The 14208-nt window shown below is 61.7% G+C and carries 18 protein-coding genes; 8 read left to right on the top strand and 10 right to left on the bottom strand.

Annotated features, from left to right (window positions below; translation table 11 throughout):
- Window positions 1–17: 17 nt before the first annotated feature.
- The 7 genes from CA234_RS08700 to CA234_RS08670 all read right to left on the bottom strand — a co-directional run bounded on the left by CA234_RS08700 (window position 18) and on the right by CA234_RS08670 (window position 5017).
- Window positions 18–434: a hypothetical protein gene (locus CA234_RS08700; RefSeq protein WP_241213389.1), complete on the bottom strand. Its 417-nt coding sequence runs from the start codon at window positions 432–434 to the stop codon at window positions 18–20.
- Window positions 435–535: 101 nt separating this feature from the next.
- Window positions 536–1108, bottom strand: coding sequence for a hypothetical protein (locus CA234_RS08695; RefSeq protein WP_126001413.1), 573 nt, complete (start codon window positions 1106–1108; stop codon window positions 536–538).
- Between the two features lie 94 nt (window positions 1109–1202).
- On the bottom strand, window positions 1203–2171 hold the full coding sequence (locus CA234_RS08690; protein ID WP_126001412.1) for a magnesium and cobalt transport protein CorA: 969 nt from the start codon (window positions 2169–2171) through the stop codon (window positions 1203–1205).
- Window positions 2168–2872, bottom strand: a complete 705-nt coding sequence (locus CA234_RS08685) for a glutathione S-transferase N-terminal domain-containing protein (RefSeq protein ID WP_126001411.1) — start codon at window positions 2870–2872, stop codon at window positions 2168–2170. The genes CA234_RS08690 and CA234_RS08685 overlap by 4 nt, the downstream gene beginning before the upstream one ends.
- Window positions 2873–3004: 132 nt before the next feature.
- Window positions 3005–3544 (bottom strand): peptide-methionine (S)-S-oxide reductase MsrA, encoded by a 540-nt coding sequence (msrA, locus tag CA234_RS08680; protein WP_126001410.1) that lies wholly within the window; start codon window positions 3542–3544, stop codon window positions 3005–3007.
- A gap of 1 nt (window position 3545) precedes the next feature.
- Entirely contained in the window at window positions 3546–3989 is a 444-nt protein-coding gene (gene msrB / locus CA234_RS08675; protein WP_126001409.1) for a peptide-methionine (R)-S-oxide reductase MsrB, read from the bottom strand.
- A gap of 152 nt (window positions 3990–4141) precedes the next feature.
- Window positions 4142–5017 carry a LysR family transcriptional regulator gene (locus CA234_RS08670; protein WP_126001408.1) on the bottom strand — a complete coding sequence of 292 codons (876 nt, stop codon included), beginning with the start codon at window positions 5015–5017 and terminating at the stop codon, window positions 4142–4144.
- Window positions 5018–5274: 257 nt separating this feature from the next.
- Between CA234_RS08670 and CA234_RS08665 the strand changes: the two genes are divergently transcribed.
- From CA234_RS08665 to CA234_RS08655, 3 genes are all read left to right on the top strand, one after another.
- Complete coding sequence (locus CA234_RS08665) at window positions 5275–6510, top strand: bifunctional alpha/beta hydrolase/OsmC family protein (RefSeq protein WP_126001488.1); 1236 nt, start codon at window positions 5275–5277, stop codon at window positions 6508–6510.
- Window positions 6507–7082 carry a peptide-methionine (S)-S-oxide reductase MsrA gene (gene msrA / locus CA234_RS08660; RefSeq protein ID WP_277600211.1) on the top strand — a complete coding sequence of 192 codons (576 nt, stop codon included), beginning with the start codon at window positions 6507–6509 and terminating at the stop codon, window positions 7080–7082. Before CA234_RS08665 ends, msrA (CA234_RS08660) begins: the two co-directional genes overlap by 4 nt.
- A gap of 110 nt (window positions 7083–7192) precedes the next feature.
- Window positions 7193–7972 carry a ZIP family zinc transporter gene (locus CA234_RS08655; protein ID WP_126001407.1) on the top strand — a complete coding sequence of 260 codons (780 nt, stop codon included), beginning with the start codon at window positions 7193–7195 and terminating at the stop codon, window positions 7970–7972.
- Between the two features lie 29 nt (window positions 7973–8001).
- Here CA234_RS08655 and CA234_RS08650 read toward each other — a convergent pair whose 3' ends face one another.
- Window positions 8002–8481 carry a MarR family transcriptional regulator gene (locus tag CA234_RS08650; protein ID WP_241213387.1) on the bottom strand — a complete coding sequence of 160 codons (480 nt, stop codon included), beginning with the start codon at window positions 8479–8481 and terminating at the stop codon, window positions 8002–8004.
- A 311-nt stretch (window positions 8482–8792) separates the two neighbouring features.
- Entirely contained in the window at window positions 8793–9479 is a 687-nt protein-coding gene (gene rpiA / locus CA234_RS08645; RefSeq protein ID WP_126001405.1) for a ribose-5-phosphate isomerase RpiA, read from the bottom strand.
- 256 nt (window positions 9480–9735) lie between these two features.
- Between rpiA and gap the strand changes: the two genes are divergently transcribed.
- The 4 genes from gap to CA234_RS08625 all read left to right on the top strand — a co-directional run bounded on the left by gap (window position 9736) and on the right by CA234_RS08625 (window position 12500).
- Window positions 9736–10746, top strand: coding sequence for a type I glyceraldehyde-3-phosphate dehydrogenase (gene gap / locus CA234_RS08640; protein WP_126001404.1), 1011 nt, complete (start codon window positions 9736–9738; stop codon window positions 10744–10746).
- A gap of 183 nt (window positions 10747–10929) precedes the next feature.
- Entirely contained in the window at window positions 10930–11448 is a 519-nt protein-coding gene (locus tag CA234_RS08635) for a MarR family transcriptional regulator (RefSeq protein ID WP_241213385.1), read from the top strand.
- 48 nt (window positions 11449–11496) lie between these two features.
- Entirely contained in the window at window positions 11497–11982 is a 486-nt protein-coding gene (locus CA234_RS08630; protein WP_126001403.1) for a DUF417 family protein, read from the top strand.
- A gap of 77 nt (window positions 11983–12059) precedes the next feature.
- A complete protein-coding gene (locus CA234_RS08625) occupies window positions 12060–12500 on the top strand; it encodes a DUF6314 family protein (RefSeq protein WP_241213384.1) in 441 nt (146 codons plus the stop codon).
- On the opposite strand, the gene CA234_RS08620 is transcribed toward CA234_RS08625, so the two are convergent.
- Complete coding sequence (locus CA234_RS08620; RefSeq protein WP_126001402.1) at window positions 12488–13456, bottom strand: YeeE/YedE thiosulfate transporter family protein; 969 nt, start codon at window positions 13454–13456, stop codon at window positions 12488–12490. The two genes, CA234_RS08625 and CA234_RS08620, sit on opposite strands and share 13 nt — an antisense overlap.
- A 431-nt stretch (window positions 13457–13887) precedes the next feature.
- Here CA234_RS08620 and CA234_RS08615 point away from each other — a divergent pair, with 431 nt between their 5' ends.
- Window positions 13888–14172 (top strand): LysR family transcriptional regulator, encoded by a 285-nt coding sequence (locus CA234_RS08615; protein ID WP_126001401.1) that lies wholly within the window; start codon window positions 13888–13890, stop codon window positions 14170–14172.
- The last annotated feature ends 36 nt before the right edge of the window (window positions 14173–14208 follow it).

The raw sequence follows: 14208 nt of genomic DNA, 5'->3' as shown, positions 1-14208 counted from the left end.
AACGACCACGTCAGGCCCTACGCGACCTCTTCCACCAGAAGATCGCGGCCATTGAACTGCACGGTCTCCCCGGGTTGCGCGCCCTCGATCGCCTCGTAGATCGGTGCCATCGTCGAGATCCCCATGAGCTCTTGCCCGTGGCACATGAACTTGCTCGTTGAGACAGCGATCACGAAGTAGCGGCCCGACAGCTTTACGAGCGCGCCTTCCGCGACTGCGGACTTCGGTCCGAAGTCGATCGTCCTGAGCTTGTCGAGCTTATCGGCGTAATCGTCGAGCGTGTCATCGAGCGCTTCCGCAAAGTCGCTCGCGACCTCGGCCTGGGCCTGTTCGTCGTTCTCGATCGGCTCGCTTCGATCGAGCCTGGCGGTGGAAACATAATCCAGATACTTCTCGCGGGCGCTTTGCAAGGCAGCCGTTTCAAGCGAGAGCATCGTGTCTCGAACGTGATCCTTGTTCCAATGCATGACAACCTCGTTTGATTTCGCTTGCGTAGACCGAAGAGAGCAGCGAGCTGCTCGCCGCACCAAGTCCGCTACTCGTCTGTGACGACATCTTCGCCCTGGTACGGGATGCGGATGAGGCGCGGGTCACGAATGATGCTCGTGACCAGCCATACGTAGGTTTGCTCTGCGGTGTCGAAACCTAGGATGCTGAAGGCGCCGCCGAAGGGGCAGGCAGGGAAATCCGGAAAGCCTTCGCGCAAGACGTATCGCTCGGGATCGCTGTCGAACTCGGCCTTGTAGACCTTGCGTAGACCGTGCTTGCTCGGCACATCTTCATCGCCTGCCGGCGTCGTTTCGCGCTGCTCTGAAAGACGTTCGGCCAAATCGCGGTGGCAGATTTCGTCGAAGACATCGAAGGCATCGATCAGCAACCCCTTGTGCTGGGTTGCGGGATCGGTGATCGCGTAAATGTTGGAGGCGTCTTCGGCATCGTCGCCACTTTCCAGACGCAGTGCGGCATCTACTTGAATCGCGCAGGCATCCAAAGTCGATCCGAGCTCGAGATCGACCAGGCGCCCTTCCTTCACGCGATACTCCCGATCGTAGCCCTTCGCGACGAATGACTGCACCGCTTCCAAAACGTCGGAGACCTGAGAATTCATGAGTGCACCTTTGCCTCTTTTATGATCAGGATCGCTTGAGCGTGCGCCGCACCTTGGCAGCGAGCGCAGGTGAAGGAATGCGCTTGAGCGGCGCTCACAGCCATTTCACCTTTTTGAAGCGCAGGAACAGGAAGACGCAGAACAACGTCATCACCCCAAGCACGACGAAATAGCCATAGGCGGTGTCCAGTTCGGGCATGTGCTTGAAGTTCATGCCATAGATTCCGGCTATCGCCGTCGGTACGGCGAGGATCGCCGCCCAGGCTGCGAGTTGACGGGTGATAACCCCGGTCCGCTGCGCTTCCAGCAGGCTGCTGAACTCGAAAACGGACGACAGGACCTGCAGGAGGCCGTCGACCATGGTCTGCACTCGCGAGACATGATCCGCGACATCGTTGAAGTACGGCCGGACCTCGGTGCTGATGCAGGGGAAGTGCCCGCGGACGAGCTTGCGCACGAGCTCCGCCATCGCTCCCAGGGTCCGCTGGAATCTTGTCAGCTCGCACCTCAGCCCGAAGATGCGAGCGACTTCCTTGCGGCCGAGGAAGTCGTCCAGCGATTTGCGCTCCATGGCCAGAACGTCGTCCTCGATCATCTCGAAGATCGGGAGGTACTGGTCGACGATGCGGTGCAGGATCGCGTGCAGGACGTAATCGACGCCTTTGCCGAACAGCGTCGGCGAGGCTTCAAGCTGCTCCCGGAGATTCCCCAAGGCGCCAGGCGTGCCGTGTCGCACGGTGATGAGATGATTGTGGCCCATGAAGATGGCCGTCTTGCCGTAACGGATGCGGTCGCCGTCCAGTTCGGCCGTTTTGGCGACCACGTATAGCTCGTCGTTGTAGACCTCGAGTTTTGGAGGACATTGCGGGTGCATCGCGTTGTCGATGGCCAATGGATGCAGGCCGTAGGTTTCCTGAAGCGAGCGGAGTTCGCCCGTCGTCGGTTCACTCAATCCTATCCAGCAAAAGCCCGAACGGCTCTTGTCCAGCGCGACACATTCGTCGATCGCGACTTCTCGTACGCGCTTTCCTTCGTTGTAGTAATAGCTGGCGATGACGCTCATGCGGTTCTGGCCGGAACGAGCAGCCCGCGCTTCACCGCCGGCCGCGCGAGACCGCGCTCGAGCCAAGCCGCTATGTTCGAGAAATCGCTAAGTCCGAGAAGGTCGCCCGCGTCATATGTTGTGACGAGCGCGTTCACCCAGCCGAGCGTCGCAATGTCGGCGATCGAGTATTCGCCGACGATCCAGTCGCGGTCATCCAGCTGGCGATCGAGGATCTCGAGCAGCCGCTCGGACTCATCCGCGAAGCGCTGCTGAGGGCGCTTGTCCTCGAAGTCCTTGCCGCCCCATCGCAGGAAGAAGCCCAACTGCCCGAACATGGGCCCGATCGCCGACATCTGGAAGAATACCCAACTCAGCGTCTCGTAGCGCGCAGCCGGAGCGATCGGGATGAACTGGCCGGTCTTCTCCGCCAGATAGACCAGAATGGCTCCGGACTCCCAAACGCCGATCGGCGTGCCGCCCGGGCCGTGGGGGTCGATGATCGCCGGTATTCGGCCGTTCGGATTGAGCGATACGAAGGCCGGGTCCTTTGACTCGTTCTTGGAGATATCAACGAAATGCGGCTCGTAGGCGAGCCCGGTCTCCTCGAGCATGATCGAGACCTTCACGCCGTTCGGCGTCGGTGCCGCGTAAAGCTGCACCCGGTCTGGATGTGCCGCTGGCCATCGCCGCGCGATGGGGAACGAGGAGAGTTCTGGCATACGGCTGCGATCCTCGGGGCAGGCTTGGTCCGAATAGGTGCCGGTCAGGCTTCAATTCGAGGACCGCATCGCACGGCGATGCGGTCACGAAGTATGCGGCCTCAGTCGGCGATGGCGCGTGAGGGCGGCGGCCTATTCCGCTCGGGCAGCGACCGCGGCTTGCGCATCGCCGTCATTCTGGCGCTTCGGAAGCACCCAGTCTTTTCGCTCGAAGTGACAGGTGTAGCCACCCGGACGCTTCTCGAGATAGTCCTGATGCTCCGGCTCGGCTTCCCAGAAATCGCCAACGGGCTTGACCTCGGTGACGACCTTGCCGTTCCACAAGCCCGATGCATCCACGTCGGCGATCGTATCTTCGGCGACGCGCTTTTGCTCCTCGTCGACGTAGTAGATGCCTGAACGGTAGGAGAGCCCGCGATCGTTGCCCTGACGGTCCTTCGTGGTCGGATCGTGGATCTGGAAGAAGTATTCCAGGATGTTTCGATAGCTCGTCACCTCTGGGTCGAAGACGATCTCGATCCCCTCGGCATGCGTGCCATGGTTGCGATAGGTGGCGTTGGGGACGTCGCCGCCGGTATAGCCCACGCGGGTCGAGATGATGCCGGGTTTCTTGCGGATCAGATCCTGCATGCCCCAAAAGCATCCGCCGGCGAGAACAGCGCGCTGTTGCATGTTAAGCCTCCTCTACCTGGTCGAGATATTCGCCGTAGCCTTCCGCCTCCATCTCATCGCGCGGGATGAAGCGGAGCGCTGCCGAGTTGATGCAATAGCGCAGGCCGCCCCGGTCGGCGGGGCCATCCGGGAAGACGTGGCCAAGATGGCTGTCGCCATGCACCGACCGAACTTCCGTCCGCACCATTCCATGCGAGCTGTCTCGCACTTCGTTGACGTGCGCCGGAACGATCGGCTTGGTGAAGCTCGGCCAGCCGGAGCGCGAGTCGAACTTATCGGTCGAAGCAAAAAGCGGCTCGCCCGAAACGATGTCAACGTAGATGCCCGGCTCCTTGTTGTCGTTATACTCGCCAGTGAAGGCCCGCTCGGTGCCGTGCTCTTGGGTAATGCGACGCTGCTCGGGAGTGAGGCGGTCAATTGCCGCCTGTGTCTTCTCAAACTTCATGATCCGATCTCCAATGCTAAGTCTAGAGGGCCAGGCGCACTATGTTCAGCTTGACTGATCTGTCGTCATATCAACTATCGCAGTGACGACATCACTTATCCAATACGCTGTAAGCATAGTTTCCATAGCTTTGACGCTTCGCTCCGCGTGGCTCACTGCCACACATGTCGGGCCGCGAGCTGCGCGACCTTCCGGATTTCGACCGGAGCCGTCGAACCGGAAACCGTTGCGATCACCACCTCTCTTTCCAGGGTGAACCCTTCGATCGGTCGCGTGACCAGACCGGTTTCTGCGGCCGATCGTTCCGGCACGATGCATATCGCGCGACCTTCGGCGACGATGCGGTGAACCCAGTCTTCCCGTTCTGCACGGAAGCGCGGACGCATCACCACGTCGCGTCGTGCAAAATGCTCCAGTATCTGATCACGAAACTCACACTTCAGACGATCGACCAAGGGATATCTCGACAAGTCCTCTCCACGAACGACGTCCACCGTGGCCAACGGATGCTCGACCGCGCAGGCGAGCACGAACCGCTCTCGAAAGAGGGTGCGGACATCGAGCTTGCGATCCGGGCGAGTTTCACGCGGCAGAATGCAAGCGTGGTACTTGCCGGACAAGACCTCCGACGTGTCTTCGCTCGATTGAAGCGAATGCAGCCTGATCTCGATCGACGGCACCTTGTCCAAGGCAACTTCGAAGAAAGCTGCGAACGCCTTGGGTCCGACGGTAGGCGCCACGGCGATGTCCAGGACGCGGTGCCGCCCCATCGTCCAGTTCTCGGAATGATCGCGCACGCTCCTCAACGCCAGGAGCATCCGCCGGAATTCTGCCTCGACATCCTGGCCCAGCCCCGTGAGACGGCTGTTCTTTCCGTCACGATGGATCAGCGCACCGCCGAGTTCCTCTTCCAGGCGACGGATGGCGCGGGTCAGGCTTGGCTGAGACACGCCGCTCAGCCGAGCTGCCTCGGTGAAATTCAGCGTCTCAGCCAAATTAATGAAATAGCTGACCTGATTGAGTTCCATCACCCTTCGGCCCATGTGTCTGCAACACGCTTTCCCGCAGCGCCGACCTGGACCGGCCGCTTTGGAAAAGTATGCGTGACGCATATAGTTTTTGGGTTTGGGCTTGTCTATATGCGTGACGCATATAAAAAGCATGTCCTGTGGTGATAGGTGCCGATGCCCGATGCTGTGCGGCCCAATGAAACGCGAGGCGGTGGCGATGCCCCTCTCGCGGGCTGGCAGAGATCGTCGATCAGCGCCCTGATATGACGGGAGGTATCGACGTGCCGGGCAGATCGTTCACGTTCGAAAACGAAGAGGGCAGGCTTCTCTCCGGGCTCCTGGAGTCGCCGGAAGGGACGCCCCGTGGATGGGCAATCTTCGCCCATTGCTTCACGTGTGGGAAAGACAGCCGAGCGGCTGTCCATATATCCCGTGCGCTTTCGCGGGCGGGCATCGGCGTCCTGCGATTCGACTTTGCTGGCACCGGGATAGGTGGCGGCCAAGGCGAGGCAGTCAGTTTTGCCTCGGACGTCACGGATCTCAAATCCGCAGCGAAAGCGATGACGGCCGCGGGAATGACCCCTTCCCTCCTCATTGGGCATAGCCTCGGTGGAACTGCCGCATTGGTGGCTGCGGCTGATCTGCCGGATATCGTCGCCGTGGCGACCATCGGCGCTCCGGCGGAGCTCCAGCATATCCTGAAGGTCTTCAATGCCAGCGATCTCGACACGGTCAGGCGCGATGGAGAAGCATCAGTCGAAATAGCCGGCCGGCCCTTTCTCATTCGTCGCAGCTTCATCGACGCCGTCGAGGAGGTGGACGTGGAGAAGACGGTCGCTGCCCTGCGTCGCCCCCTGCTCGTCTTGCACTCCCCCGTCGATCAGGTGGTCGGGATCGAGCATGCGTCGCGCATCTTCGTCGCCGCTCGCCATCCGAAGAGCTTCGTGTCGCTCGATATGGCCGATCATCTACTCGCCGATGCGGCCGACGCGAACTTCGCTTCAGCAATGGTGGCGAGCTGGGCGAACCGCTACCTACCGCCCCTCGTAGCCGATCTTCCGCAGGTTGAGGCCGCGGGCGGGGTCGAGGCCATCGAAACGCTGGCAGGCAAGTTCCAGCTCAAGGTCCGCAGCGGCGAGCATACGATTTACTCGGACGAGCCAGCCTCGGTCGGCGGTCTAGGGAGCGGTCTGTCGCCATATGAGCTGGTCTCGGCAGGACTTGCTGCCTGCACCGTGATGACGATGCGCCTCTATGCGAACCGGAAGGGATTCCCGCTCGAACGGGCGAGCACGAGGGTGGAGCACAAGAAGGTGGCGGACATGATGCCGCCGGACAGGTTCACGCGCACGATCGTCCTCGACGGCCCTCTCGATGACGAACAGCGCGCTAGGATACTCGAGATCGCCGATCGCTGCCCCGTCGATCTGACGCTCATTCGCGGATCCGATGTGCAAACCGAGCTCGTCGATGCGCCCAGCCCCGATTCCAGCTCCCAGTCGGCCGCATGACCATGGCATCCGGCGAGGACGACCATGATCGATCAGGAAGCGAGCGGTCTGTGAGCGACGGTGTTGCCCGAGGCGGGGCGAGCCGTACGGAGCGAGCGATACTCGCCGGCGGCTGCTTTTGGGGCATGGAGGATCTGCTGCGCCGAGAACGGGGGGTCATTTCGACACGCGTCGGATACATCGGCGGGGAGACGGCGGACCCGACCTACGATGATCATCATGGTCACGCGGAGGCGGTGGAAGTGGTCTTCGACCCGGCCGTCCTGAGCTATCGCTCCCTGCTGGAGCTCTTCTTTCAGATCCACGATCCCACGACGTACGAGCAGCAAGGCAGCGACGTCGGTCCGAGCTATCGCTCCGCAATTTTCTATACTGACAAGTGTCAGATGGACGTCGCCCTGGCCACCATCGACGAGATCGAGGCGTCAGGACGATGGCCAGGTCCGGTCTTGTCCGAGATCAATCCAGAGGAGCCTTTTTGGGAAGCCGAGCCGGAGCATCAGAAATACCTCGTCCAACACCCAAGGGGGTATAGCTGCCACTTCGCGCGGCCCAATTGGCGCCTGGATTGATAACGGTGAGGATGTGGCAACGCCGCCAGTCACGCGCCCGTCCGATCGCCAGTGGATGCACAAGCGAGCGATTCTGCGCCTCGCCATCATCTGAAGGAGGCTGAGCGTAAATGGGCTCTCCTGTTTCCCCGATCCCCGAGTACGTTGTGGCCGGTCTGTGGGGCCTGGTGTCCGGCAGCGGGCTGCTTTTGGGCGCGATCGTTGCGGACGCCTTCTTCGGCAAGCTCAGCCATCGGATGGTTGCGGCCGTCATGGGCTTTGGCGGCGGGGTCTTGTTTGCCGTGATAGCCACTGAACTCGTCGTCCGGCCGGATGCGGCTGGGGCGGATTTGTGGCCGACCGTCGCCTTGCCGGCAGGTGCGGCGGTTTTCAGCAGCATAAACTGGTATCTCGCCAGCCGCGGCGCGAAGAACCGGAAGCGCTGCGGCGAATGCGTGGAGCAGCCGAACGAGGCAGAGCATCACGGCAGTGGATCGGCGATCGCGGTAGGCAGCGTGCTTGACGGCATCCCCGAGGCGCTGGTGATCGGGATGTCAGTCGCCGGCGGCGGCGCGATCAGCCTGGCGGTGATCGCGGGTTTCTTTCTGGCGAACGTGCCCCAGGGGCTGTCGAGTACCTCGGGCATGAAGCAGGCGGGCCGCTCGCGTCGGTACGTCTACACGATTTGGATCGGGATACCGCTGCTCATCGGGGTCGCCGCCGCCGTCGGGAATTTCCTGCTCGGTTCGGCGTCCGCGCAGGAGCCGGCGATCCTCTTGTTCGCGGCGGGAGCCGTACTAGCCATGCTGGCCGAAGCCATGATCCCCGAAGCATTCGAGAATGCGCCTCCTTTCATAGGCCTGATCACCGTTCTTGGCTTCCTGGCTGCCTACCTGATTGCGCAGCACTAAACCGGCACGTATCCGGATGGACGCGGCCCTTACGCGCGGTCCAGCCCCCGCTCGTGCAGCTCGGCGTCGATAGGGCAATCGGTACAGCCTTCGTAGCAGCACAGGCGGCAGATGCGATACGAGTGCTCGAGGTTCTCCAGGCGGGCGCGCAGCACGCGCTCGGCGATGTCAGCCAGAAACTTCATTTCGCCCTTGTTGAGGATCGACAACCCCTCGGCGATTACCTCATCTCTTGCGGCCAGGACCGCGGCGCTGGCCTCTTGACCGGCCGAGGTCAGATACAGGGAGCGGACCCTCCCGTCGGTCGAAGTCGCCCGGCTCTCGATCAGTCCCTGGTTGGTAAGGCGATCTGCAAGTCGGACCGCCGCCGCGTGCGACAGGCCTACGCCAATCGCGAGCATTCTAACCGAAAGCCCGGGCTTGTGCGCAATCAGCGCCAGCGCCGAAGCGGCAGGTCCTTCTTCGGGCGCCCGCGATGAACTAGCGCGAACGATGTCCTCGCTGATCATGAGTGCGAACGCCCCGAACACGTTACGGTCTCGAGGTTCATCCATCCGCACCGTTATATGTGCGTGGCGCATAGACAGCAAGCTTCGGCGCGGCTTGACACACGCGGCCCGAATGCGGGTAAGTGCAATAATATCAAGATTTTACGTCGATTTGGCAGCCGTCTGGCTCTCCAGAATTTGCGACGGGCTGTCGAGCGGCATGATACGCGGCGGCTATGACAGCGAAGTGAACGCCTGGTCTCGTGCGGTTTTCCTCCGCTTCGTCGACGATGTGGCGGTGCGATCGATCGATGCAAGCCGTCGGGTTGGCTTCACGACCGCTCCGCGTGCCGGAGCTCGACCGTGCCGCCGCGGGCAATAACGACGGTGTCGATCTCAGAGAGGAAGAGGCCGTGTCCGGCGACGCCCGGAATGCATGAAATAGCGAGCGCGGTCTGCTGACTATCCGCAATCGACCCAAGCGCAACGTCCAGGATGTGGTTGCCCTGATCGGTCAGGAATGGGTGGCCGTCCTTCATTCGGAGAGAGACTTGGCCTCCGAGATCAGCAAGGCGCGCTCCGACGAATTCGGTAGCAAATGGAAAGGCCTCGACCGGTAGCGGAAAGCGGCCCAGCCGCGTCACAAACTTGCTGGAATCAACCACGGCTATGACGCGGGCCGACGCGGCAGCGATGACTTTTTCCTGCAGCAGGGCGCCCCCGCCTCCCTTGATCGCCTGCAAACGCTGATCGATCTCGTCGGCGCCGTCGATCGTGAGGTCGATTGAGCTGAGACCCTCCATGGAGGTCAGCGGTATGGCCAGTTCGTGGGCCAAGACTTCGGTCATTCGGGAGGTTGCCACCGCCGTGATGCGGAGCCCGCTGGCAATCCGTTCGGCCAGGCATCTTACCGCATAGTTTGCCGTGCTGCCTGTCCCTAAGCCGACAAGCATGCCGTCCTGGACTTCATCAACCGCTCGTCTGGCCGCGAGAACCTTTTCTGCTTCAAGGTCAGACACCACTCACGTCTCCTGTTCTGTCCTCGGGCCATCACTTCGCGTGATGCCTGCCAGCGCAACGGTAGCGAATGTGCTGTCGGGCGTTCGCCTCGGTCGTTCGTCCGCCTTGCGATATTGACCTGCTAGGCGCTGACGATTAGGTCTATGCGTCACGCATATATATACTGCGTCGGCTCAAGTCTCAAATCTCTTCCGAACGGTGGCGAGGCGATGCCCGCTGCCAGCGACCATTTCTCGGCAACTGAAGGAAATGCGCATGACGGTCAGGGTCGCGATCAACGGTTTCGGGCGCATCGGTCGCCTGACATTGCGCTCGATGGTCGAGCTTCGCCGTCAGGGCATCGAGGTGGTGGCCATCAACGACCTCGCATCGGTCGGCACCCTGGCGCACCTTCTCAAGTACGATTCCATTCATGGTCCCTTCCCGGGCGAAATCGAGATCGGCGCCGACTGGATCGACGTCGGCTCTGGAAAGATCGAAGTTACCATGAAGCGCGACCCTGCGGACTTGCCTCATCAGCGGTGCGGGGTCGACATAGCGCTGGAGTGCTCTGGGTTCTTCACTTCGAAGGACAAGGCGAGCGCACATCTGCGCGCCGGCGCGAAGCGCGTTCTCGTCTCCGCGCCCAGCGAGGGTGCCGACAAGACGATCGTCTTCAAAGTCAATCACGATACGTTGACCCCCGAGGATGTGATCGTCTCGAACGGGTCCTGCACGACGAACGTGCTAGCACCCGTGGCGAAGGTTCTGAGCGACCTGTTCGGTATCGAGCGCGGTTACATGACGACGGTTCACGCCTACACCGGTGACCAACCTACGCTGGATGCCGTCCACTCGGATCCATATCGAGGCCGCGCTGCCGCTCTCTCGATGATCCCGACGTCGACGGGTGCGGCGAACGCCATTGGCCGCGTACTGCCGGAGTTGAAGGGCAAGTTGCACGGATCGTCGATACGGGTTCCGACCCCCAATGTGTCGGTCATCGACCTGGCTGTGTCCGCCATGCGCGACGTCACCGTTGAGGAAGTGAACGAAGCCATCCGGCATGCGGCCAGTGGATCGATGCAGGGCGTGCTGGCCGTCACGACCGAGCCGCTGGTCTCGATTGATTTGAGCCATCGGACCGAATCGTCGATCGTCGCACTCCCCCAGACCGACGTTGTCGACCGGCGATTGGTTCGTGTGCTCGCTTGGTATGACAACGAGTGGAGCTTTGCGACCCGCATGGCCGATACAGCGCTCGAGATGGGCAAATTGGAGGGCTGACCGGACGACGAGACGCCGACGCTGGACACACGCGGTCCGGCCGTCATCTCTGCGCCCGGCTCGCGATCCTCAAACACCTCATCCGACGAGAGGTGTTCCGGACAATCGGCGCAACTATTTCCGGTTCAAACTCGACATGGGCTGATTGAAGGTGTATGCGTGACGCATATATCCTGTCGAGTCATGCTGATGATGGACGAGCCCTCAGATCGACTGATCAATGTCTTCGGCGCGCTCTCTCAGGCCGTGTCCGATCGGGTGCGGATCGCGATCGCCGAAGCGTTTACCGCGGGCGGGGAAACCGCAGCCGCGCTGATCGCGATCGGTCACGAGCCGGGGATGTCGATTGATCAGATCAGCCGAATCCTTCGCCTCTCACACGCCGGAACGGTTCGCGTGGTCGAGCGACTTGATGATCAAGGCTTTGTTGGAAAATCACAATCGCCGTCCGATCGCCGCGTCGCCCATATCACGCTGACGCGGCGGGGACAGGCCGAACGAACCAAACTTCTCGGTCTGCGAAATGCAGCGGTCGCCGGCTTGTTGGTTCGGGTTCCTGACAACGATCGCGCGGTATTGGAACGGATCGCAGACACCATTCTCACATCTCTGCTCGACGATCCGCAGAGCGCGCTGTCGACGTGCCGCTTCTGCGATCAGGCACGATGTCTTGGCTGCCCGATGGGCACGCGGCGCCATTGAGCCACTCGTCCCTCCACAACCGACATTATCTTCAATGAGGAGTTTCAGATGCCGTTTCTGAACCGATATCGCTTTCATGTTGCTGAGGAAGGCCGAAAGGACCTGGCGCTGCTGAGATGGGCGCTCGTCCTGGTCTTTCTATGGTTCGGTGGCATGAAGTTCACTATGTACGAGGCTGACGGGATCGCTCCGTTCATCGGGCATAGCCCGCTGATGAGCTGGCTCGGCATGTTCGGAACGCAGGGGCAGAGCTACTTCATCGGGGTCATCGAGCTCTCGACGGCTGCGGTTCTTGCTATCGGCGCGTTTCGGCCGATCTTCTCGGCGCTGGGTGCGCTGATGTCCGTTGCCACCTATCTGATCACGCTGACATTCTTCGTGACGACGCCGGGCGTCGCCGAAGCCAGCGCGGGAGGCTTCCCTGCCATTTCAGCCGCGCCGGGCCAGTTCCTGCTAAAGGACGCCGTCCTCCTCGCAGCGTCGCTCGTTCTGTTCTTCAACTCGGTCGAGCGGCGACCGGCGCAGTTGGCGTGACGGACGCCTGCTCGCGCTTCAGGTCATAGGCCTGAAGCGCGTCAGCGCGTGTACAAGACGCTGGGAGACGGTTCGTCGTGATTGAAGGGCCTGGCCTCCTTCAAAGTCTGAGCGGCGCCTGGCAGCTTGATCGCGACATCAAAGCTGCCGGCGCGCAGCTACGGGGCGAGGCGATCTTCGAGCCCGAACCTGATGGCGCCTTCGGATACCGGGAGTGTGGAACGCTTCGATTGCGAGACGGCCGGGAGTTGTCGTCTCACCGGCGCTACACCTATCGGCCCTCCGAAAGAGGCTTCACGGTCGCCTTTGCCGATGGGCCGGCGATAGGCAGCGACTTCGTGCGCCTGATCTTCGATGCCTTGGACGGCGAACGCCTGGTAGCTGACGACGTCCATCACTGCGGTGACGACATTTACGAGGTTCGTTACGTTCTTGCGCTGCCGAGTGCATTCGAGACCGTCATCGACGTGACAGGACCAGCCAAGGCCTATCGTCTGATCAGCAGCTATGTTCGGTGAGGATCGATGCGCCCGCCGCGGGTCAGTCTGCGGCGTCCGATCAAGCCAAGCAATATGGTAGCGGTCATCGTGAGGACAGCCGCGAATCCGGCTGGCGACAGCGCAGGTATCGCCGACAGGATCAAGCCGTCGTTTCCGCCGGGGATGAGTGCGATCCCAATTCCCATGAGAAGGCCGCCGCCGAAGGTGCGGACGAGGTCACGAGCCGAAGGCGTCTGCAGGCGCACGGTGCCTTGACCCACCGAGGCGGCCAGTGCGCCCAAGACCGACGCAGCAACGGCCGGAAATGCGAAAATTCCGGTGCGCATATCTCCGAGCAGAAGGCTGTGCTGCAACAAGTGCGCGAGGGTCCAGGCTGGCGACAGCGCAAAAAGCGCGCCGCCGGTCGTTCCAAGGACCAGCATCGATAATGCCAGTGGCCATCGTGTCCTAGGTAGCAGAGGCTCGGTGGCCGTTAGCTTGATCGATGCTAGCGTCAGGACGATCAGAAAGCTCAGCAGGCAGACCGTACCCAGCAGGCTCGGCGTCGAAAGCGGGCTCGGCCACGTCGCGAAGGGAGCAAGTCGCGCTTGGTCAATGAGCAGGATGCCGGCCGACAATCCGAAGGGCAGTGCCAAGAGCCGTATTTCCCCGTCCCCCAAACGAGCGAGCGATCCCAACAGGCACGCGTCGTTGACGAGGGCTCCGATGCCGAAAGCAACGGCACCCACCACGAGCGGAATATGGATGCCGGCTGCGGTGATCGATGGTCCGTCGGTCGCGGCGGTCCAAGCGAGCGGCACGGCAGTGAGGCCGGCAGCCGCAGATGCTGCGATAAGTCCGATGAAAACTCTTGGGGGGCGTCGTCGGACCAACTCGTCAGCAGCCGCGACCAGGCACGTGCCCCCCTGGTTGGCGGAGAAACCGAAGCCGAAGGATAGCGCACACAGAGCGACATCGAGCCACGACAGCATCATGCTAGGCCCCGCAATTCAGGCGGCGCATTTTCGACCATGGGACGCCGATCAACGCAATCTCCTTAAGCGCGCGGAAGAGCCTTGCGAGCCAGGGTGCAGCGATGCCGCGCCTCATATGGACGAAACTATATGCGTGACGCATAGACATTGCCCGCCAATCAGTGTATGCGTGACGCATATAAATCGAGATTTGCAACATGGCTATCTTGCCGAGCGGGACGTTCCCTCGTCCTGCTGAACGAAAGCGGCGCGCTCCTCCCGATATGCTGGTCAGCCAGCGTAGTGGAGGCCGGGCGCTAGGCCGATGGGCCGTCGTCGCGCTCGAAAGGCGCGTGACGCTGCGTACAAGCAGCGGCAGGCCTTTTCCTAATGAAATCCTAGGCACAGCAAACAGCGCGGCAAGCAGCATTCCCGGCACCCGGTGCTAGCGCATGTCCAGGGACGACCTAGCCGATCTGGTAGCATTTGCAGCGGTGGCTGAAATGGGCAGCTTCACGAAAGCCGCATCGCGGCTTGGCGTATCGCAGTCGGCATTGACCCGGGCAGTGCAGCAACTGGAGGGTCGGCACCAGATTCTGCTGCTTGAACGGACTACCCGACGTCTGTCTCTAACTCCTGCCGGAGAGGCGCTGCTCGACGTCGTTCGCCCTGCGCTGCAGACCATTCAGAACCAGCTAGCGCTTCTCGAAAGTCAGCGGGAGCTACCTTCTCCTTGAGCCGGCGGTCACGCTGGCTCTGTCCGCCCAAAGAAG

The sequence above is a fragment of the Sphingomonas sp. ABOLE genome, assembly GCF_003950455.1.
Lineage (GTDB): Bacteria > Pseudomonadota > Alphaproteobacteria > Sphingomonadales > Sphingomonadaceae > Sphingomonas > Sphingomonas trueperi.
The sequence above is the reverse complement of the archived record's forward strand: the minus strand, read 5'-3'. Positions and strand labels throughout refer to the sequence as shown.